This window comes from Paracoccus caeni (assembly GCF_016629665.1).
GTDB lineage: Bacteria > Pseudomonadota > Alphaproteobacteria > Rhodobacterales > Rhodobacteraceae > Paracoccus > Paracoccus caeni.
Map to the genome: position 1 here is coordinate 724,634 of NZ_JAEPRQ010000001.1, position 19,715 is coordinate 744,348.

A 19,715-nucleotide genomic window follows, 5' to 3' on the forward strand; every position below is an offset into this window, starting at 1 on the left:
GCGCCTGGCTCTTACAGGAATATGCGCTTTGCGTCGGCACCCCCTGGCGCACCCGGGCGCATCGCCCGGCTTTTCGCGGCCAGTGATCCCCAAACCCTGCGCCAGATTTTCGAGGCGAGCGCCGGCCTTGCCCACAGCACGAAAAACTATCGCCCCAATCGCCGCGCGTTCAAGGATCTGGTCGCCCCCTATTTGCAAGACACGCGCGTCACGCAGGATGTGGACGGCAACAGACCCCCTGTCTCCCATCAGGATGCCCCGCAGATCCTCCAGGGGCAGCAGCGGCAGGTTCCTAAACCGCAATTTCATCATGCGCTGCAAGATTTTCACGCTGTTCTCGACAGCTCCTTTGTCCTGTGGCGGACCGGGGCGGGCCGGATCTCCACCCATGCCATAGTGATCTAGGAAGGCGAGATAAGTTGTTTGCAGCCTCATCGATACGCCACAAGCGCTCGCGCTGCGCCGCGAGCCCAAGCCAAATGTCGGGCGCTACGACGATCTGCGGGCCCACAGCACCGGAGGCCGCCATGCGTTATGATCCCGCCAGCGGCGCCGTCATTATCATGCTTCGTAGCCTCAAGATGCATGGCATGGCGCAGGCCGTGACCGATTTGATCGAGCAAGGCGCGCCTGTATTCGAAGCGGCAGTCCCGATCCTAACCCAGCTGTTGAAGGCGGAGATGGCAGAACGAGAGGTTCGGTCGATTGCCTATCATATGAAAGCGGCACGCTTTCCGGCCTACAAAGACCTGTCGGGTTTCGACTTCTCAAGCAGCGAGATGAATGAAGCCACGGTGCGCCAGCTCCATCGATGCGAGTTCATGGAGGGGGCGCAGAACATCGTGCTCATCGGTGGGCCCGGCACCGGAAAGACCCATGTTGCGACCGCGCTTGGCATCCAGGCCATTGAGCATCACCGCCGCAAGATGCGGTTCTTCTCGACCATCGAATTGGTCAACGCGCTTGAGCAGGAAAAGACGAAGGGAAAAGCAGGCCAGCTTGCCGAGCCCCTCGTGCGCCTCGATCTCGTGATCCTCGACGAGCTGGGTTACCTGCCGTTCAGCGCCTCAGGCGGCGCACTGCTCTTCCATCCGCTGAGCAAGCTTTACGAACGCACCAGCGTCATCATCACCACAAATCTCAGCTTCAGCGAATGGGCCACGGTCTTCGGCGATGCGAAGATGACAACGGCGCTGCTCGATCGGCTTACTCACCGTTGCCATATCCTGGAAACCGGTAACGACAGCTTCCGCTTCAAAGCCAGCACCGAAGCAGTCGCCCGAAAAAAGAAGGAGGACGACTTGGATTGGGCTGGACATCAACGTTCACGCGCCTCGCTTGTGGCTTCGTCGCTGCGGTTGATCTGCCTGCTGATTGTGGACTTGTCCTTCCCGGCCATATGGCCGATGTCTTCGTAAGAAACGCCTAAGCGGCGGTCTTTACTGATGGCTTTAAATAGAACGCCTGCATCAGCGAACAGAAGATTTCGCCGCTCTGGATCTATGCGGGCACTATTTAGCGTTGCGAATTGCCGAAGCATATCAAGGAGCGGGCGCGGGCCATCTATCTGCACCGCCATAGATTTCTTGTAGGTGCGAACCAGCGCTTCTATTTCTGCGCCGGTTGCGCGTTCAGTGAACCAGGAAATCATCCGTAGGTGCGCCTCTGGAGCGGTGACCGGAGACAAGAAGCTTTTGGCGATTTCGAGCCGCACGTCAAAATCTGGGCGAGGCATTTCCAACTGCACCTCAAAGCGCCGCCATACTGCTGGGTCCAGCAGCTTCTGATGATTGGTGATCCCAACCGTGATCCCGACGTCGTGGCGCGTATCGAGATTTTGTAGCAGTGCGTTAACTACCCGCTTTATCTCCCCGACCTCTTGCGGATCGTCACGCAGCTTTGCTACCGCATCAAACTCATCAAGCAGCAGAAGGCAGCGGTACCGGTTCGCGAAAGCAAACAGATTGCCGATATTACGCGCAGTCGTGCCCAAGAACGATGACACTAGGTCGTCGATACGAGCCGAGACTACCGGCAGGTCGAGCTGCGCGGCGATCCAGAGCGCGAGCCGCGTCTTTCCGGTTCCGGGAGGGCCGTAGATCAGACAGGTGCGCATGGGCTGCACGCCCATATCCGAAAGTGCGTCGGGGGCAATCCACTCCTCCATAACCGAAGTCACAGCGGCGCTGATCGTCGAATTGAAGATCGGCGGCATAGGGCTTGTCTCAGGTGGGAAGATCAGATCAGCCAGTGGTGCTGCCGTTTCTCGATCGACCGGAACTTGAGTGTTCCGCGTGAGATTCTCGCCGGGCAGCCGCGCCTTCGACCGCGCGATCCTGCTGGGCGCGAGTTTAACGGTACGTTCTGCGCTCGTTAGCAGGCTCGACAGCGCGGCTGAAGCCTTGGCGTCGCCCTCCTCGGCCAATAGGCCCAGAACCGGCCCTCGCACACTGATCGTTACGTTGCGCGCGAACGTCCGCTTCTCAATGCTCGCTGCAACCGCAGTGCCGCGCTGCCGTCAGACCGGTTTCCGCCCTTACCGAAGGTTCTGCACATTGATGGAAGCATCCACGTAGTCTGCCGCAACTACATATCGTCGGCGGTTTCATGAAGCGATGTCCAGTGGGCAGAAGATCTGTCAAGAATGGACAAAAAGCTGTCACAAATGGACAACTCGCATGTCATCTGACAACAATGAAAGCAGTGGTGAGCCCGACAGGATTCGAACCTGTGACCCACTGATTAAAAGTCAGTTGCTCTACCAACTGAGCTACGGGCCCAACGGGGGGCTTCCTATGGGCGGTGGCGGATGGCGTCAAGCGGAAAAATGAACGGGACTGGCAGAATCGAACCGGCGGTTCTATATGCGCGTCATGGATGACAAGCAGCCTTTGGGCCTGCCCTTCGCGAAAATGAACGGGCTGGGCAATGATTTTGTAGTGATCGATCTGCGCGGCGGGGGGGAACTACCCGCGGCGGATCTGGTCATGCGGATCGGCGACCGGAATCGTGGGGTGGGTTTTGATCAGCTTGCGACGATCCAGAACGACGATCAGGCCGATGTCCGGCTGCGGTTCTGGAATACCGACGGTTCGGTCAGCGCGGCCTGTGGCAATGCGACGCGCTGCATAGCGCGGCAGGTCATGGATGAGACCGGCTTGCAGAAATTGCGGCTTCGGACCGATCATGGCGTTCTGCTGGCCGAGGATGCGGGGGGCGGTGTAACTCGCGTCAATATGGGCCATCCCGTGCTGGACTGGCAGCAAATTCCGCTGGCGAAACAGGTCGATATCGATCACCTGCCGATCGAGGGTGATCCCATTGCGACCGGCATGGGCAACCCGCATATCACCTTTTTCGTCGAGGATGCCGAGGCGGTCGATCTGGCTCAGCTTGGCCCGACCTATGAGCATCACCCGCTTTATCCGCAGCGCACCAATGTCGAATTCGTGCAGGTCGTCTCGCCGGAAGAGATCATCCTGAAAATCTGGGAACGCGGGGCAGGGCCGACGCTCGCCTCGGGCAGTTGCTCTTGCGCGGCGGTCGTGGCGGCGGCGCGGCGCGGGCTGACGGGTCGCAAGGTCAAGGTGAATGTGCCCGGCGGTGTGTTGTTCATCGACTGGCGCGAGGATGGCGTCTGGATGGAAGGGACGACCTCTTACGTCTTCTCCGGCGTCCTCACCCCCGAATGGCTTGCCGGATGAGCGCGCCGGTCTTTTCGACCCTTGGCTGCCGCCTGAACGCCTACGAGACCGAGGCGATGCGCGAGATGGCCGAAGCCGCCGGCCTTTCGGGCGCGGTGGTCGTGAACACCTGCGCCGTGACCGCCGAGGCGGTGCGCAAGGCGCGTCAGGAAATCCGCCGTCTATCCCGTGAAAATCCCGGTGCTCCGGTGATCGTCACCGGATGCGCGGCGCAGACCGAACCTGAAACCTTCGCGGCGATGCCCGAAGTTACCAAGGTCATCGGCAACCATGAAAAGATGCTGCCCGAGACCTGGCAGACCCTTCGCGCCCCGGATCTGATCGGCGAGACCGAGAAGATTCGTGTCGATGACATCATGTCGGTCAAGGAAACGGCAGGCCATCTGATCGACGGTTTCGGTCGCCATCGCGCCTATGTGCAGGTCCAGAACGGCTGCGATCACCGCTGCACGTTCTGCATCATCCCCTATGGCCGCGGCAATTCACGCTCGGTTCCCGCAGGGGTGGTGGTCGAGCAGATCAAGCGTCTTGTCGGGCGCGGCTTCAATGAAGTGGTGCTGACCGGCGTGGATCTGACCTCGTGGGGGGCGGATTTGCCGGGGCTTCCCCGGTTGGGCGATCTGGTCATGCGGATTTTGCGGCTGGTGCCGGACCTGCCGCGTCTGCGCATCAGCAGCATCGATTCGATCGAGGCGGATGAGAATCTGATGCTGGCGATTGCTTCGGAATCGCGGCTGATGCCGCATCTGCATCTGTCGCTGCAAGCTGGTGACGACATGATCCTGAAGCGGATGAAGCGTCGCCATCTGCGCGACGATGCCATCCGTTTTTGCGAGGATGCCCGCAAGCTGCGCCCCGAGATTGTCTTCGGTGCCGATATCATCGCCGGTTTCCCGACCGAGACCGAGGCGATGTTCGAAAACAGTCTCAAGCTGGTCGATGATTGCGGTCTGACCTTCCTGCATGTCTTCCCGTTCTCGGCGCGCAAGGGCACGCCTGCCGCGCGGATGCCTGCGGTCAAGGGGCCGCTGATCAAGGAACGCGCGGCCCGGCTGCGCGAGGCGGGGGACAGCGCGTTGACGCAGCACCTTCAGGCACAGATTGGCCGCGTCCATCGTGTGCTGACCGAAGGTCCGCGTCTTGGCCGGACCGAGCAATTCACCGAAGTCGCCTTCGATCACGACCAACCCGAAGGCGCGCTGATGGAGCTGCGCGTGACCGGCCATGACGGGCAGCGTCTGGTCGCCTGATCCGCCCTGGTGGTGGTATCCCCCGGCGAAGCTGGCTATGATCCGCTGACTTTGTGCGCCACCCGCATATCCTGAAAGGCCGGAACGATGAGCGAGACCGAAAAACTGTCCTTTGAAGACGCCATGCGCGAGTTGGAAGCGACGGTGAACAAGCTCGAAACCGGCGAGGCGACGCTGGAGGAATCCATCGCGCTTTACGAACGCGGGGCCGAGTTGCGCAAGCATTGCGAGGCGCGTCTGCGCGACGCCGAAGAGCGGGTCGAAAAGATCACCCTGTCGGCCAATGGCCAGCCCACGGGAACGGAACCGGCAGAGGGTCTGTAAATGCAGGCCCGAAATGACGCGGTGAAGGCGCTGGTTCAGCAGGCGCTGGATGCGGTTTTGGCCGGTTTTCCGGGCGGAGAGTTGCGCGATGCGATGGCCTACGCAGTCACCGGCGGCAAGCGGATACGGGCCTTTCTGGTGATGGAATCGGCGCGTCTGCATGGCGTGTCTGATCTGACCGCTTTGCCGGTCGCGGCGGCGGTTGAGGCACTGCATGCCTATAGCCTCGTCCATGATGACCTTCCGGCGATGGATGACGACGACCTGCGGCGAGGTCAGCCGACGGTGCATGTGAAATGGTCCGAAGCGACGGCGATCCTTGCGGGTGATGCCCTGCAATCGCTTGCGTTCGAATTGTTGACCCATGACAAGATCGGCGATGCAGCAGCTCGGTTGCGGTTGATACGCGCCTTCGCCAAGGCCGTCGGTGCCGAAGGCATGGTATGGGGTCAGGCGCTGGACATCGCCGCCGAGGTCGCGCCCGAACCGCTGGACCTTGACGCGATTACCCAGTTGCAGGGGGGCAAGACCGGCGCACTGATCCGTTTCGCAGCCACTGCCGGGCCGTTGATCGCCGATGCTGATCCCGCGCCGCTTGATCGCTATGCGCAGGCGCTTGGGCTGGCCTTCCAGATCGCCGATGACATCCTTGACGTGACAGGTAGCGAGGATGTGACCGGCAAGCGCGTCGGCAAGGATGATGCTGCCGGAAAGGCGACTTTCGTGTCATTGTTGGGCTTACAGGGTGCGCGCGACCGTGCGCAGGCATTGGTGACTGATGCGGAAAGCGCATTGTTGCCATATGGCGAGGCCGCCGGAAACTTGCGGGAACTTGCGCGTTTCGTTATCGAACGCGACACCTGAACCGATCTTTCGCCCGCCCAAGAACTTCGCCCGAAGGGCCAGCCCCATGACCGATCCCGCCGACCGACCCAAGACCCCGATCCTTGACCGCGTCTCGCTGCCTTCGGACCTGAAGGCGCTCAGCGATCGTGAGTTGAAGCAGCTTGCCGATGAGCTTCGCGCCGAAACGGTCAGCGCGGTCAGCGAAACCGGCGGGCATCTGGGCGCGGGGCTGGGCGTGGTCGAACTGACCGTGGCGCTGCACGCTGTCTTTGACACGCCGCGCGACAAGATCATCTGGGATGTCGGCCATCAGTGCTATCCGCACAAGATCCTGACAGGGCGGCGCGACCGGATTCGCAGCCTGCGCATGGGCGGTGGGCTGTCGGGCTTCACCAAACGGACGGAAAGCGCCTATGATCCGTTCGGGGCGGGCCATTCCTCGACCTCGATTTCGGCAGGTTTGGGCTTTGCCGTCGCGCGCGATCTGGGTGGCGATCCGGGTGATGCCATCGCGGTCATCGGCGATGGCGCGATGAGCGCCGGGATGGCGTTCGAGGCGCTGAACAATGCGGGCCATCTGGGCACGCGCATGTTCGTGATCCTGAATGACAACGAAATGTCGATTGCCCCGCCGGTTGGCGCGATGTCGTCCTATTTGACCCGGCTTTACACGGGCGGGCCGTTTCAGGAACTGAAGGCCGTTGCCAAGGGGGCGGTCGGCCTGTTGCCCCCGCCGATGCAGGAAGGCGCGCGCCGGGCCAAGGAAATGCTGAAGGGCATGGCCGTTGGTGGCACTTTGTTCGAGGAATTGGGTTTTTCCTATATCGGCCCCGTCGATGGCCACGATATCGAACAGCTTTTGCCGCTCCTACGGACGGTCCGTGCCCGCGCGACCGGGCCGGTTCTGATCCATGCGGTGACCAAGAAGGGCAAGGGCTATGCCCCCGCCGAAAACGCCGCCGACCGTGGGCACGCGACCTCGAAATTCGACGTGGTGACCGGTCAGCAGGCGAAAGCGAAATCCAACGCCCCCAGCTATACCTCGGTCTTCGCCAAGGCACTGATCGATGAGGCCGGACGTGACGACAAGATCGTCGGCATTACTGCTGCCATGCCGGACGGCACCGGCCTTAAGCAATTCGCCGAACGCTTTCCCCGTCGCAGCTTTGACGTGGGCATTGCCGAACAGCATGCCGTCACATTTGCGGCGGGCCTTGCCGCGGGGGGGATGAAGCCCTTCTGCGCGATCTATTCAACCTTCCTGCAACGCGGTTACGATCAGGTCGTCCATGACGTTGCCGTCCAAGGCCTGCCGGTCCGCTTCGCCATCGACCGCGCCGGTCTGGTCGGTCAGGACGGGCCGACCCATGCGGGCGCCTATGACATCGCGTTCCTTGCCAACCTTCCCGGTATGGTGGTGATGGCCGCAGCCGACGAGGCCGAACTGGTCCACATGGTCGCGACCGCCGCCGCTCATGACGCTGGCCCGATCGCCTTCCGTTTTCCGCGCGGTGAAGGCACCGGGGTCGAGATGCCAGAACGTGGCGAGCCGCTGCCCATCGGCAAGGGCCGCATGATCGCCGAGGGAAAAGGCGTCGCGATCCTGTCGTTCGGAACCCGTCTGTCTGAAGTCGCCAAAGCCGCCGAGGCACTGGCCGCGCGCGGGATCACACCGACGATTGCGGATGCCCGTTTTGCCAAGCCTCTGGACCGCGATCTGATCCTGCGCCTTGCCACCACGCATGACGCGCTGATCACCATCGAGGAAGGCGCGGTCGGTGGTTTCGGCAGCCATGTCGCGCAGCTTCTGGCGGAAGAGGGCGTGTTCGATCACGGGTTGAAATTCCGCTCGATGGTGCTGCCTGACGTTTTCGTCGATCACGATGCGCCCTTTGCGATGTATGACAGCTCGGCCCTGAATGCCGAACATATCGAGGCGAAGGTGCTTGATACGCTTGGCATCGATCGGCTGGATCGCCGCGCCTGAGGCGTCACTGGTAACTTCGAACCAGCGCCCCCGCGATCAGCGACCAGCCGTCCACGACCACGAAAAACGCCAGCTTGAACGGCAGTGAGACCACCACCGGCGGCACCATCATCATGCCCATCGACATCAGCACCGCCGAGACGACCAGATCGATGATCAGGAAGGGCAGGGCGATCAGAAAGCCGATTTCGAAGGCGCGCTGGATTTCGGACAGCATGAAGGATGGAATCAGCACCGAAAGCCGGTCCACGGCCCCGCCCGCGCCGGGGGCGATATCGGCCATGTTCTGCAATGTGTCGGGGTCGGTGCGGGCCGCCATGAAGCCGCGAAACGGCTCGATCCCCAACCGGATCGCCTCACCAATACCGATCTGGCCATCCTGAAGTGGCTGACCGGCGACCTGCCATGCCTCGCGCAGAACCGGGTCCATGATGAACCAGGTCAGGAAGATCGACAGGCTGACGATCAGCATGTTCGGCGGGGATTGCTGCAAGCCGATCGACTGGCGCAGGATCGACAGCACGGTGACGATGAAGGGAAAGCAGGTGACCATGATCGCGATGCCGGGGGCCAGCGACAATGCCGTCAGCGCCGCGACCAGCAGAACCGCGTTCTGCCCCAGTCCTGCCCCTGCTACCTGATCCAGCCCCGGCACGCTTTGCGCTGATGCCACAACTGGTATCAGCGTCGCCACTACAGCGGCGGCCCATGATTTTCTCATGCCGGAACGGATGCTCCGATGATGCGGACCGCAAGACGGTCTGAACCGCCGTCGCCCGTCAACTCGCCTCGCGCAATGACTTTGTCGCCGACGCAGATTTCGACGCCATCATCGATATTCTGATCCAGAACCAGCACATCGTCGGACTTCAGCGCGGAAAGCTGAGCAACCGTTTGGCGCGTGCGGCCCAGTCGGATGGTCACTTCGACCATGATATTGTCGGTGTCGATCAAATGCCGGAATGCGTCCATACTGCCTGCTCCTCGTTGATTTCCTGAATAAGACGGCGGATTTCGGCGCCTGCGGCTTCGGTCGAAAATTCGATATGACCGCCCTGCAGCGACAGGCTGATGAGATCGCTTTCGCTTTCCGAGATCAGGACCCCATTTGCGCCGCTTTCCGTCACACATCGCTGGACCAGATCGCGCATACGGGCACTGCAGGCGATCGTTGCGCGCAGCGGAGTCGCCGCCTGCGCAATTCGCGACAACTCAAGGGTCAGCGTCTGTTCCAACCGCCGCGACGTCTCTGCCGAGGCAAGACTGTCGAGGATTTGCGTCAACAGCGGTGCCAGGGCGCGGACGGCATCACGACGCAACTCGGTTCGGCGGGCTTCATCCTCATTCAGGCTTTCCTGCAAACGCTCGATCCCCGCGCGCAGAGCTCGAAGTTCCTCGTCGTCCTTGCGTGCCAGCCCCTCTGCCAGCCCATCGGCGAAGGCCTGATCCAGATCCTCGGTTGTGAGGCCCGGTGTGATCGCCGCACTACGCGGGCTGGTTGCAAATGATTCCAACCTCAGGATGGCAGAGCTCATCAGGCGTTCTCCTTGCTATCGATCCAACCGGCGAGGACTTTCACGCTTTCCTCGTGCCGGTCGCGCATCATGCTGCGCAGCCGTGCAACCGGATCGGCAGAGGGTAGCGCCAAAGGCTCGGCAGCCACGGGTTCCGGTGGCAGAATCATCGTGCGGGGTAGATCCGACCCGCTCGCCGTCGCGATATCCGACAGCGCGGTGTCTGCGATGGGCTGGCTGTCGTCGAGAAGCGGCGTCGGTGCGTTGCGGGCGCGCAGAACCGGGCGCAGGATCAGCAAGGCAATGGCCAGCATGAACAGACCGACGAGGATCAGCCGGACCAGACTGTTCAATTCCAGGCGGTCCATGAACCCGGTCGCGGCCAGCGTTCCGTTTTCACCAATCGACGCGAAGGGTAGCGACTTAACCGTGATCTGATCGCCCCGGCTTTCATCGAAACCGACGGCCGAGGCGACCAGTTCGCGAAGGGCCTCAAGCTCGGTATCCGGGCGCGGCACGATCTGAGGATCGCCATTCGCGTCCTGCTGCGTGACGCCGTTCAGCAAGACCGCCACTGTCAGACGCCGCGTCGCGCCGGGCTGTCGGGTCACCTCGCGTGTGGTTCTGCCGACTTCGTAATTCGCCTGCTGGCGGTTCTCGGATCGGGTCGATTGGCTATTGTCGCCTTGGGCGCTCTGCCCGTCTGGCAGATTCGAGGCGGCAGTGACCATGCCGGAGCCGTTTGAATTGCTTTGGTCCGAGGTTTCCTCGGTCACCTGTGAAATCAACGCCCTCTGCGCCGGATCGAAGCTCTGTTCGGTCAGCAGCTCGCTTTCCGTCACCAAATCGAGGTTCAACTCGACGATGGCGTTGCCGGTGCCGACATGCGGTTCAAGGATGCGCTCCACATTGCGCTTCATCTCGGCGGCGCGGTCGGTGCCTGTCCGATCGTCAGAAGTCGCGATAATGCCCTGCGCTGTATCGATGACGGTGACGCTGTCGGGTTTCATACCCGGCACTGCGGAGGAAATCAGATAGCGCAAGGCATCGGCCTGTTCGCGGGTGATCGGCGCGCCATTCGTGGACAGCGTCGCCGAGGCAGAGGCGCTGCTGTCGCGGCGATAACCGCGGGCGTTTTCGACGGCGAGGTGAACCCGCGCTGTCTTTACATTGGGCAGGGCCAGGATGGTCCGGGCAAGCTCGCCTTCCTTCGCGCGCCAATAGGCGGCATCGAACATCTGCGAGGTGGTCCCAAAGCCTGACATGCCGTCCAACAGCTCATAGCCCGCACTGCCCGAGGCGGGCAGGCCCTGCGCCGCCAAATCCATCCGCAGTCGGTCGCGCTGCGCGGCATCGACCCAGATCGAATCGCCGCGCACCTCATAGGCGACGCCGCTGCGGTCCAGTCCGGCCATAACCTCGCCCGCCTGCGCGGTATCAAGCCCGCCATAGATCATCGCCATATCGGATCGCGATGCCAGCCAGCCGAATCCGGCGATGGCCAGAAAGGCGGACAGAAAGGCCCCGATCAGGATCGCCCTTTGCCTTGCGCTTCGCTCGCCCCAGTAGTCCTGCAGTTTTTGCAAAACCGTCCCTTTCGAATCACTCCCGCTTTTCGGGTAAGCCCTTGATGACATGGGCCGCGTTAAGAATCGGTTAGTCGCGAAGTGCTAATTCCGTCTGATCACGACGGAGAATCACCATGGCCAAGGCAGCCGCCGATCCCCCCAAAGAGACAGCACCGCGAAGAGGCAGGTTGCTTCCGTTTGTCGCGGCCCTGACCCTTGCGCGTGGGGGTTTTGCATCGACCTATCTGGGCTATTGGTCGCCCGTCGCGCTGATCGGCGATCTGACGGGCCATGGGCAGCGATCGCCACTTGGCGAAAGCCTGTTCGTCGCTTTGCCGGTGATCGAGATGAACCTGCCGGGTAGCGAACGTGAACTGACCCTTTCGCTGAGCATCGAGACCGACACCGCCCATAAAAAGAAGATCGATCAGTTGATGCCGCGCCTGCGCGACGCATTCACGATCTTCCTCTCCGGCATTGATCCGGCGGCCTATGACAAGCGCGGTGTGCTGGAGATCATCAGGGCCGAACTGAAAACACGCGCGCAATTGGTCCTGGGCGATCAGGTCGCGAAGGATGTGCTGATCACGGAGTATCGCATCAGATGAATTATGACGTGGTTTTGCAGGCTGGTCTGATCGCAGCATCGATCGCTTTGGCGGCCTATTGCGCCGTTCTGTCGCGGCGGCTGCGACGGCTCAACAATCTCGAATCCGGCCTGGGCGGCGCGATTGCGGTGATGTGTGCCGAAATTGAAAGGCTGGAAAAGGCGATCCGTTTGGCGCGGGACGAGGCCACGGTCGCCTCTAACGCCTTGTCGCGCGAGATCTCGGCGGCGCGGGGCGAACGTGCGCGGTGGGATTTGCAACAGCGCATCCATGAGGCGACGTTGCCGCCAACGGCGCGGCGCTTGCGAAAGCGCGCGGAGCTTCGTGATGCGTAGGCTACTGCCGCTGATGGGCCTCTGCTTCACGCTTCCCGCCGTGGCGACGCTATGGCACGCGCAAGGTGTCGCGGGGCTTTTTGCTGCCTTCGCCGATCCGCCCGGTCTGTTGCAAGGCTGCTCTGACGTGCCAGAGGCGGTGACGCTGGTGAAGGAATTGCAGGACCGTCGGCAGCGGGTTGAACGCTATCTTGAAGTGCTGGACGAAAAGCGCGCCGAGATTGCCGAGGCCGAGCGTGCGATCACCGCGCGGCTTGTCGAACTTCGGACGGTTCGCGATGGCATCCGCTCCAGCCGGAATACCGAAACAAACGACATCGCGCAGGATATCGACCGGCTGGTCGCGGTCTATGACCAGATGAAGCCAGCCGAGGCCGCCGCGATCCTGACCAATCTACCGCCGCATTTCGCCGCCGAAATCCTGATGCGCGTCCAGCCGCAGAACGGCGCGCGCATCATCGCCTCGGTCGAGCCGCAACAGGCCGCCCTGCTGACCGCGCAGATGGGCGCCCGCAGCATTCCTCACCCGTAAGGACCTCTCATGTTCGGTTTCATCGGCATCATCCTGACCTTCGTCATGGTCTTCGGCGGCTACATCCTTGCGGGGGGCAAAATGGGTGTCATCACCCATGCCCTGCCGTTCGAGATGATGATCATCATGGGCGCGGCGGTCGGCTCGTTCGTGCTGTCGAATACCGGGCATGTTCTGAAACACACCCTGTCGGGGCTGATCCGCGCCTTTCGCGGTGCCAAATGGACCGAGGACGATCATCGCGACGTCCTGTGCCTGATGTATCAACTGATCCGCATCGCGCGCGAAAACCCGGTGGCGCTGGAACAGCATATCGAGACCCCGGCCGAGTCGCCGATCTTTGCCGCCTATCCGAAGCTTCTGGCAGACGCGGATGTGGTGTCGCTGATCGCGGATACGATGCGCTCGGCCAGCCTGAATTACGACGATCCCTATCAGGTCGAAGAGATGATCGGGCGTCGCCTGACCATCATGCGCGAGGACGCCCTGCATGTGCCGCATGCACTGCAAAGCATGGCAGACGCGCTGCCCGCGCTTGGGATCGTGGCGGCGGTGCTTGGCGTGATCAAGACGATGAGTTCGATCGACCAACCGCCAGAGGTGCTGGGCAAGATGATCGGTGGCGCGCTGGTCGGCACGTTTCTGGGCGTGTTTCTGGCCTATGGTTTCGTGGCCCCTCTGGCGCACCGTCTGTCCACAGTCGTGAAACAGGATCTGGGCTTCTTCGATGTGATCAAATCCGTGCTGGTCGCCGGGCTGCATCAGCACGCCACCAATCTCTGCGTCGAGGTAGGCCGGCAGGCCGTGCCCGATCACCTTCGTCCCAGCTTCGACAATCTCGACACCGCGCTTCGTGATCTCAGAAGGGCTGCCTGATGTTGACCGCGCTTGCCCTGATGGCGGCCACCGCCGCACCTTTAGAGGATCTGCACCTGTTGCCCGATTCCGCCGCCTTCGCGGAGGAAGCCGGGCAATGGCTGCTGCAGGGCCAGCCGCTGCCGCGTGATTATCGCGCGCGACTGATGCGGATGCCGCCCGATGCAAGGCTGGAAACGCTGATCTTTCTGCGACGAACGGGCCTTCTGCGCGGCGATATCTGGACGCTGGAGCAGATCCTGCGTCCGGTGGTCTCGGCGGCGGAGGGCGGCGAATGAAGGCGGTGACGGCCATATCCGGCTCGGGCCGATTTCTGGACAGTTCGCTTCTGATCACCGGCGCGCTGGTGCTGATCGTCATATCGCTGGTCATCCCCCTGCCGCCCGGCCTGCTTGATTTCGGGATTGCGCTGTCGATTGCCACAGCGACGCTGGTGCTTGTCATGGCATCGCTGGTGGATAAGCCGACCGATTTTCAGGCGTTCCCGGTGCTTCTGCTGGTCAGCCTGGTGATCCGGCTGTCGCTCAACGTCTCCTCGACCCGCCTGATCCTGACCGAGGGGCATAACGGCAAGGATGCGGCAGGCCATGTCATCAACGGCTTCGCCGATTTCGTCGCCGGGGGATCGCTGCTGATCGGGTTGACGATCTTCGCGGTGATCTCGGTGGTGAATTTCATGGTGATCACCAAGGGCTCGGGCCGCATGGCCGAGGTCGCGGCGCGTTTCGCGCTCGATTCGCTGCCGGGCAAGCAACTTGCCATCGATGGCGATCTGAACGCGGGCGCCATCGACCATCAGGAGGCGAAGCGACGGCGTATCCAGGAGCAGCGTGAGATCAGCTTTTACGGCTCGCTGGACGGTGCGTCGAAATTCGTCAAGGGAGATGCAATCGCCGGTATCGTCATCACCTTCATAAACCTTCTTGTCGGTCTGGCCGTCGGTATTCTGGTCCACGGCCTGCCGATGGCCGAGGCGATGGCGACCTATTCGCACCTGACCATCGGCGACGGTCTTGTGACGCAAATCCCGGCGCTGATCACCTCGATGGCGGCTGCGCTGCTGCTGTCGCGAGGGGGGGCGACCGACACCACGGCCGAACTGATGTCCAGCCAGTTGACCCGGACATGGCAGCCCGCTGCGATGGTCGCGGCGGCGATGGTGCTGATGTCGCTTATTCCCGGCATGCCGCGCCTGCTGTTTCTGACGATGGCGGCGGCGATGGCGCTGACATCATGGGGCATTGCGCGTCGTCAGGCGCGATTGGCGCAGGCGCTGCCGCCCGTCGTGCCGGAAGAGCAACGGGCAAGACCCGCGGCCCGTCTGGGAGACATGATCGATACCGACGAAATCAGCGTCGAGATTGGCCCCGACCTTGTTCTGATGGCTCTGGATCAGGCGCGGGGGCTGGGCGGCAGGATCGTCAATTTGCGGATCCACATCGCCCGCAGCTTCGGTCTGATCCTGCCCGACATCCGTATCACCGATACAGACGATCTGCCCCCCGGCAATTACCAGATCCGCATCCACGGTGTCGTGCGTGGCCGTGGGGCGCTGCGACCGGGAGAGGTTCTGGTGCTTGGTCCTGAAACGGTGCTGGCCGAACTGCCGGGGCATGCGGTCAGTGAGCCGGTCTATCAAAGCCCGGCTCGCTGGATCTCGCCCGCGCTTCAGGACGAGGCGGCGACCGGCGGCGCAACGGTCGTCAGCCCGATGGAGGTTCTGTCAACGCATCTGATGGAGGTGGTGAAAACCAACCTGTCATCGCTGATGAATCTGGGTGCGATGCAACGTCAGCTTGATGAATTGAAAACCCTTTCCGATCCGGCGCGGGCCGAGCGGAACAGGCGCTATTTCGAAAGCACCATCCCCGACAAGCTGTCGCCGGAAACGCTGTTGGCGATTCTTAGGGCGCTGCTGGATGAGCGTGTCTCGATCCGCAACCTGCCGATGATCGTCGATGCGCTGGTCGAGTTTCGCCATGTCGATCAGGTCGAGACGCTTTACGAATTAGTGCGCAAACGCCTCAGAGGCCAGATTTCACAGCAATATGCCGATGACACCGGCCAATTGCAGGCGCTGCAACTGCATCCCGCATGGGAGGCCGAACTGATCCGCTCGGACGCAGAGACCGGCAAGGCGGGGGCAGGGGCGATGACACCGCTTCTGTCGCAGAAGCTGCTGGAACAGACACGCCGCGCATTGGCGAGTTCTGACCCGCTGGCGCGGGCGGTCATCGTCGTGCCGGATCATCGCCGCAGGATGCTGCGCGCGGTTTTGGGGGCGAATGGTATCACCGCGCCGGTTCTGGGGTTCGAAGAGATCGATCCGGGCATCGAACTTAGCCTCATTGGCACGATCGAGGCCGCATGATGTGGCAGGATCTGACCGGCATCATTCCCGATCTGCATTGGGGTCTGGTGCTGGTCTATCTGCGCGTTCAGGCCTGTATCCTCGCGCTGCCCGGTCTGGGTGAGAGGGTGATCCCCGTCCGTGTGCGCGCAGCGGTTGGCCTGTCCATAACACCGCTTCTGGCGGGGTTGGTGCCGATGGTCGCGCCGCCACAGGGTATCCTGCCGATGATCGGACAGGGGCTTGCCGAGATCGCGATTGGCGCCGCGACAGGTGGATTGCTACGGCTTCTGGCGATGGCGATCGATGTTGCGACCTCTGCCATCGCGGCCACGGCGTCGCTGTCGCAGATCGTCGGCGGACAGAACGAGGCAGCCCCGCATCCCATCGGCAACCTGATCCATCTTGGCGGCATCGCGGTTCTGATGGCGCTTGGCCTGCCGGTTATGCTGGTCGAGTTGATGGCCGACAGTTTTGTATTATGGCCAGCCGGGAGCTGGCCCGAGGCTGCGGCGTTTCTGCCTGCCGCGGTTCAGATCCTGTCGCACAGCTTCGTGCTGGCGATGCTGCTGGCTGCGCCCTTTACCTTGGGCGGCTTTGTCTTTCAGGCGCTGTCGGGTGTCATCAACCGGGTCATGCCCGCGCTGCCGGTGACCTTCATCGGCTCGCCCTTGGCGATTCTGATGGCGCTTGTGGCGCTGGCGATCCTTGCGCCGATGCTGGTTGGTCTTTGGGCCGACGCTGTGCTTGATTTCACTCTGCCGAGGACCGGATGAGCGAAGAAAACGACGACAAACCTTTCGAGGCTTCCGAACAAAAGCTGCGTCGCGCGCGTGAAAAGGGCGATATCCCGCGTTCGACCGAACTTAACGTTGCGGCGATGTATCTGGGCGCGTGGCTTGCCTTTGGATTGGGCGCGACCTTCGCGGTGCGGCAATGGTTGTCGATGGCAAGCCGCGTCATGGGTGCCGATGGCTGGCCGCTGGACGATATATTCGCGTTGGCGACTGTGGTCGGTCAGTATGCGGGCTGGGCGGCGCTGATCCTGACTGCCGTGCCCGCCGTAGCGCTGATTCTGGGCTTGATCCTTCAGCGAGGGGTGGTCTTCTCGGGCGAGAAGCTGGCACCCGATCTGAAGCGGATCAACCCGATCACCAATGCGAAACAGAAGTTCGGCATGACCGGGCTGGTCACCTTTGCCATCTCTCTGGCCAAGGCGGCGTTGGTCTGTCTGGGCGGCTGGTATCTTTTTGACGGGATGATGGACCGGCTGGCTGCCAGCGCCATGGGTGGGGCAGGAGGCTGGATCGTCGATCTGGGCGCGTTGTTGGCGCAGGTGTTGCTGATGGCGCTGGCGATCTCGGTCTTGTTCGGGATCGTGGATATGCTGTGGCGCTGGTTCGACCATCGGCGCAAGAACCGCATGAGCCGGAAGGAGATGGAGGATGAGCATAAGGAAGCCGAAGGCGATCCCCATCTGAAGGCGGCACGACGACAGCGCGCGGTGGATCTGGCGATGAAGCAGATGCTGGCGGATGTGGCAAAGGCCGATGTGATCATCGTCAACCCCACGCATTACGCGGTGGCGCTGGAATGGAAGCGGGGAAGCGGTCGGGCGCCGGTCTGTCTGGCGAAGGGTGTCGATGATGTCGCCGCGCGGATCCGTGACCGTGCCCGCGAACATAAGGTGCCGATCTTCTCGGACCCGCCTTCGGCCCGCGCAATTCATGCGACGGTCGATATCGGGCAAGAGATCAAGCGCGAACAGTTCGCCGCTGTCGCTGCAGCCATCCGCTTCGCGGAAAAGATACGCGAGAAGGCGCGGGCGGGATGGTAAGCGCGGCGGGCAAGCTGGCCGCGCTTGAGCGCATCGCCCGCCTGAAGGCGGAGCGCGAGTTAAAGGCATTTGCCGCGTTCAAGGCGCATATGACCGCGCTGGAGGGTCGGGCGCAGGCGATGCATGTGGCCTTGCGGCAAAGCTACGACAGCGCCGCGCCGCTGAGCGTGGGAGAGGCGCGAATTGCCAATGCGCAGGCCGGGCGCAGCGCGCGCGAATTGCGGCAGGCCGAGCGCGATATCGCGGCCCTGACCCCCCGGTTCGACATCGCGCGGGCAAAGGCCGCGCGTGAGTTCGGGCGTGCCGAGGTGCTGGCGACGCTGCGTGATCGGCAACAAAAGCAGGATCGTCAGAGGTAGGGCTTACCGGGCGGCTTGAGCGCGCGGCAGGTCCACCTCGACCCAGACAAGGCGGTGGTTGGATGCCGCAGCGACCGTCGCTGCCAGTGGATCGTCGGGCAGCGGGGACAGGATTTGGCTGTCGATAACCTGCAATGCCGTGGCGGGCAGGACGTAGTCCACCCGCAGATTGCCGGGCTGCGCGAATATCGCTGTGGTCAGCGCGTCATCGCGGCTGGCGTCCGGTCTTATCGGCTGCGGATCGTGGACATGCGCCATCAGCCGGTGCAACGCATCCGGCAATCCGTCGCCCTTGTCCGGGTCAAGATTGATCTTGCCCAGAGCAACGAAGGGGGCGGCAGGCAGATGGGTCAGCCAGAAGGCGGTTTCGTCATGGTTGCGGCGGCCATTTCGATCCTCTGGCCCGTCGAAGACCGGGGGCGTGGCCGCCCAAGCGATGAGATGCAGAGGGCCGTCGGGAGTAATCACCGTTACATCCCAATGCGCGGTCGATGACAGGCGCTGAATGGCGGCGATTTCGGGCGGCGTGACCGGCATCAGATTGTCCGGCAACTCGTGCCACAAGAGATCGGAATAGTCGCGGATCTCGCCCAAAGGCAGGTTGGACAGGACCGCCATCCCCCCTTGCCCGGTGAACTGCCCGAAGCCCTGCGCGTCATCGGCCCGGCCGGTGCGCCCATCACCGTTCAGATCAAGCCCCGTCGCCATTCCGCTGTTCGGCCTGCCCGCGAAGAAAAAGCGCATCGGGTGGCCGGTTTCGTCAAGCAGATCGACAAAGGCCGACAGCGCCTGCCCCTGCAAATCCCAGTCGAAATCGGTCAACAGGATGACATCAGGCGCTGCCGCCGCAATAACCTCAGCCGCCGCCAGAACCTGTGGGTCGCGGTCGCGGATGTCCTGCAGCAAAAGCCCCGGCCCTTTCCGCGAAAGGCCGGGGTCATAGGTGGCAATACGGATCGGCTCTGCGGCAGCGGGGGCCGCGAGCATGAGGGAAAGGGCGAAAGCCCTCAGATCCAAGGACGCGCCTGCGCCATACGTTGTTCGAACGTGTCGATGGCGGGGGCTTTTTCCATGGTCAGCCCGATATCGTCCAGCCCGTTCAGCAGGCAATGTTTGCGGAACGGATCGATATCGAAATGGAAGCTTTGCCCGTCCGAACTGCTGACCGTCTGGTTTTCCAGATCGACGACCATCCGCGCATTCGCCCCCTTGCGGGCATCTTCCATCAGCACATCCACCGCCTCTTGCGGCAACACGATCGGCAGGATGCCGTTCTTGAAGCAGTTGTTGAAGAAGATGTCGGCGAAGCTGGTCGAGATCACCGCGCGGATGCCGAAATCCAGCAGCGCCCAAGGCGCGTGTTCGCGCGATGATCCGCAGCCGAAATTATCGCCCGCGACCAGAATTTGCGCATCACGGTAGGCGGGCTGGTTCAGCACGAAATCAGGCAGTTCATTGCCCTCGCGGTCATAGCGCATCTCGTCAAACAGGTTCACGCCAAGGCCCGAGCGTTTGATCGTTTTCAGAAACTGCTTCGGAATGATCATATCGGTGTCGATATTGACCAGCGGCATCGGTGCCGCGATCCCGGTCAAAGTGGTGAATTTGTCCATGATCAATCCTCC

22 protein-coding genes, 1 tRNA gene and 1 pseudogene are annotated in these 19,715 nt (G+C 62.3%); 16 read left to right on the plus strand and 8 right to left on the minus strand.

Going from position 1 to position 19,715, the window contains the following annotated elements:
- Nucleotides 1–21: 21 nt before the first annotated feature.
- Both JJJ17_RS03480 and istB read left to right on the plus strand, forming a co-directional pair.
- Nucleotides 22–405 (plus strand): hypothetical protein, encoded by a 384-nt coding sequence (locus JJJ17_RS03480; RefSeq protein WP_200683800.1) that lies wholly within the window; start codon nt 22–24, stop codon nt 403–405.
- 122 nt (nt 406–527) lie between these two features.
- A pseudogene (istB, locus tag JJJ17_RS03485) lies at nt 528–1,295 on the plus strand (IS21-like element helper ATPase IstB); the annotation flags it as partial.
- A gap of 23 nt (nt 1,296–1,318) precedes the next feature.
- Here istB and JJJ17_RS03490 read toward each other — a convergent pair.
- Together JJJ17_RS03490 and JJJ17_RS03495 are read right to left on the minus strand one after the other, a co-directional pair.
- Nucleotides 1,319–2,425, minus strand: a complete 1,107-nt coding sequence (locus JJJ17_RS03490) for an AAA family ATPase (protein WP_200683802.1) — start codon at nt 2,423–2,425, stop codon at nt 1,319–1,321.
- 279 nt (nt 2,426–2,704) lie between these two features.
- Nucleotides 2,705–2,780: transfer RNA gene (locus JJJ17_RS03495), tRNA-Lys, on the minus strand.
- A gap of 93 nt (nt 2,781–2,873) precedes the next feature.
- Between JJJ17_RS03495 and dapF the strand changes: the two genes are divergently transcribed.
- From dapF to dxs, 5 genes are all read left to right on the plus strand, one after another.
- Nucleotides 2,874–3,704: a diaminopimelate epimerase gene (gene dapF / locus JJJ17_RS03500; RefSeq protein WP_200684780.1), complete on the plus strand. Its 831-nt coding sequence runs from the start codon at nt 2,874–2,876 to the stop codon at nt 3,702–3,704.
- A complete protein-coding gene (mtaB, locus tag JJJ17_RS03505) occupies nt 3,701–4,954 on the plus strand; it encodes a tRNA (N(6)-L-threonylcarbamoyladenosine(37)-C(2))-methylthiotransferase MtaB (protein ID WP_200683803.1) in 1,254 nt (417 codons plus the stop codon). The genes dapF and mtaB overlap by 4 nt, the downstream gene beginning before the upstream one ends.
- An 87-nt stretch (nt 4,955–5,041) precedes the next feature.
- Nucleotides 5,042–5,278 (plus strand): exodeoxyribonuclease VII small subunit, encoded by a 237-nt coding sequence (locus JJJ17_RS03510; RefSeq protein ID WP_200683804.1) that lies wholly within the window; start codon nt 5,042–5,044, stop codon nt 5,276–5,278.
- Entirely contained in the window at nt 5,279–6,142 is an 864-nt protein-coding gene (locus JJJ17_RS03515) for a polyprenyl synthetase family protein (protein ID WP_200683805.1), read from the plus strand.
- A 46-nt stretch (nt 6,143–6,188) separates the two neighbouring features.
- Nucleotides 6,189–8,111 carry a 1-deoxy-D-xylulose-5-phosphate synthase gene (gene dxs, locus JJJ17_RS03520; RefSeq protein WP_200683806.1) on the plus strand — a complete coding sequence of 641 codons (1,923 nt, stop codon included), beginning with the start codon at nt 6,189–6,191 and terminating at the stop codon, nt 8,109–8,111.
- A 4-nt stretch (nt 8,112–8,115) separates the two neighbouring features.
- On the opposite strand, the gene fliP is transcribed toward dxs, so the two are convergent.
- From fliP to fliF, 4 genes are read right to left on the minus strand one after another with little or no spacing between them, the layout of a single operon-like run.
- Nucleotides 8,116–8,832, minus strand: a complete 717-nt coding sequence (fliP, locus tag JJJ17_RS03525; protein WP_200683807.1) for a flagellar type III secretion system pore protein FliP — start codon at nt 8,830–8,832, stop codon at nt 8,116–8,118.
- Nucleotides 8,829–9,083, minus strand: coding sequence for a FliM/FliN family flagellar motor switch protein (locus JJJ17_RS03530; protein ID WP_200683809.1), 255 nt, complete (start codon nt 9,081–9,083; stop codon nt 8,829–8,831). Before JJJ17_RS03530 ends, fliP begins: the two co-directional genes overlap by 4 nt.
- A complete protein-coding gene (locus JJJ17_RS03535) occupies nt 9,062–9,646 on the minus strand; it encodes a hypothetical protein (RefSeq protein ID WP_200683811.1) in 585 nt (194 codons plus the stop codon). The genes JJJ17_RS03530 and JJJ17_RS03535 overlap by 22 nt, the downstream gene beginning before the upstream one ends.
- Nucleotides 9,646–11,211 (minus strand): flagellar basal-body MS-ring/collar protein FliF, encoded by a 1,566-nt coding sequence (gene fliF / locus JJJ17_RS03540; protein ID WP_234463852.1) that lies wholly within the window; start codon nt 11,209–11,211, stop codon nt 9,646–9,648. The genes JJJ17_RS03535 and fliF overlap by 1 nt, the downstream gene beginning before the upstream one ends.
- A 116-nt stretch (nt 11,212–11,327) precedes the next feature.
- On the opposite strand from fliF, the gene JJJ17_RS03545 reads away from it, so the two are divergent.
- From JJJ17_RS03545 to JJJ17_RS03585, 9 genes are read left to right on the plus strand one after another with little or no spacing between them, the layout of a single operon-like run.
- On the plus strand, nt 11,328–11,801 hold the full coding sequence (locus tag JJJ17_RS03545) for a flagellar basal body-associated FliL family protein (protein ID WP_200683815.1): 474 nt from the start codon (nt 11,328–11,330) through the stop codon (nt 11,799–11,801).
- Nucleotides 11,798–12,136 carry a hypothetical protein gene (locus JJJ17_RS03550; RefSeq protein WP_200683817.1) on the plus strand — a complete coding sequence of 113 codons (339 nt, stop codon included), beginning with the start codon at nt 11,798–11,800 and terminating at the stop codon, nt 12,134–12,136. Before JJJ17_RS03545 ends, JJJ17_RS03550 begins: the two co-directional genes overlap by 4 nt.
- The gene (locus tag JJJ17_RS03555) at nt 12,129–12,668 is read left to right on the plus strand and encodes a MotE family protein (protein ID WP_200683819.1); all 540 of its coding nucleotides are present in this window, start codon (nt 12,129–12,131) and stop codon (nt 12,666–12,668) included. The genes JJJ17_RS03550 and JJJ17_RS03555 overlap by 8 nt, the downstream gene beginning before the upstream one ends.
- Nucleotides 12,669–12,677: 9 nt before the next feature.
- Nucleotides 12,678–13,544, plus strand: a complete 867-nt coding sequence (motA, locus tag JJJ17_RS03560) for a flagellar motor stator protein MotA (protein ID WP_200683821.1) — start codon at nt 12,678–12,680, stop codon at nt 13,542–13,544.
- Entirely contained in the window at nt 13,544–13,822 is a 279-nt protein-coding gene (locus JJJ17_RS03565; protein WP_200683823.1) for a hypothetical protein, read from the plus strand. Before motA ends, JJJ17_RS03565 begins: the two co-directional genes overlap by 1 nt.
- Nucleotides 13,819–15,915 (plus strand): flagellar biosynthesis protein FlhA, encoded by a 2,097-nt coding sequence (locus tag JJJ17_RS03570; protein WP_200683825.1) that lies wholly within the window; start codon nt 13,819–13,821, stop codon nt 15,913–15,915. Before JJJ17_RS03565 ends, JJJ17_RS03570 begins: the two co-directional genes overlap by 4 nt.
- On the plus strand, nt 15,912–16,670 hold the full coding sequence (locus JJJ17_RS03575; protein ID WP_200683827.1) for a flagellar biosynthetic protein FliR: 759 nt from the start codon (nt 15,912–15,914) through the stop codon (nt 16,668–16,670). The genes JJJ17_RS03570 and JJJ17_RS03575 overlap by 4 nt, the downstream gene beginning before the upstream one ends.
- The gene (flhB, locus tag JJJ17_RS03580; RefSeq protein WP_200683829.1) at nt 16,667–17,731 is read left to right on the plus strand and encodes a flagellar type III secretion system protein FlhB; all 1,065 of its coding nucleotides are present in this window, start codon (nt 16,667–16,669) and stop codon (nt 17,729–17,731) included. The genes JJJ17_RS03575 and flhB overlap by 4 nt, the downstream gene beginning before the upstream one ends.
- Nucleotides 17,725–18,090, plus strand: coding sequence for a hypothetical protein (locus tag JJJ17_RS03585; protein ID WP_200683831.1), 366 nt, complete (start codon nt 17,725–17,727; stop codon nt 18,088–18,090). The genes flhB and JJJ17_RS03585 overlap by 7 nt, the downstream gene beginning before the upstream one ends.
- Before the next feature lie 3 nt (nt 18,091–18,093).
- On the opposite strand, the gene JJJ17_RS03590 is transcribed toward JJJ17_RS03585, so the two are convergent.
- Nucleotides 18,094–19,077, minus strand: coding sequence for an endonuclease/exonuclease/phosphatase family protein (locus tag JJJ17_RS03590; protein ID WP_200683833.1), 984 nt, complete (start codon nt 19,075–19,077; stop codon nt 18,094–18,096).
- A 20-nt stretch (nt 19,078–19,097) separates the two neighbouring features.
- Nucleotides 19,098–19,703: a 3-isopropylmalate dehydratase small subunit gene (leuD, locus tag JJJ17_RS03595; protein WP_200683835.1), complete on the minus strand. Its 606-nt coding sequence runs from the start codon at nt 19,701–19,703 to the stop codon at nt 19,098–19,100.
- Nucleotides 19,704–19,715: the final 12 nt, after the last annotated feature.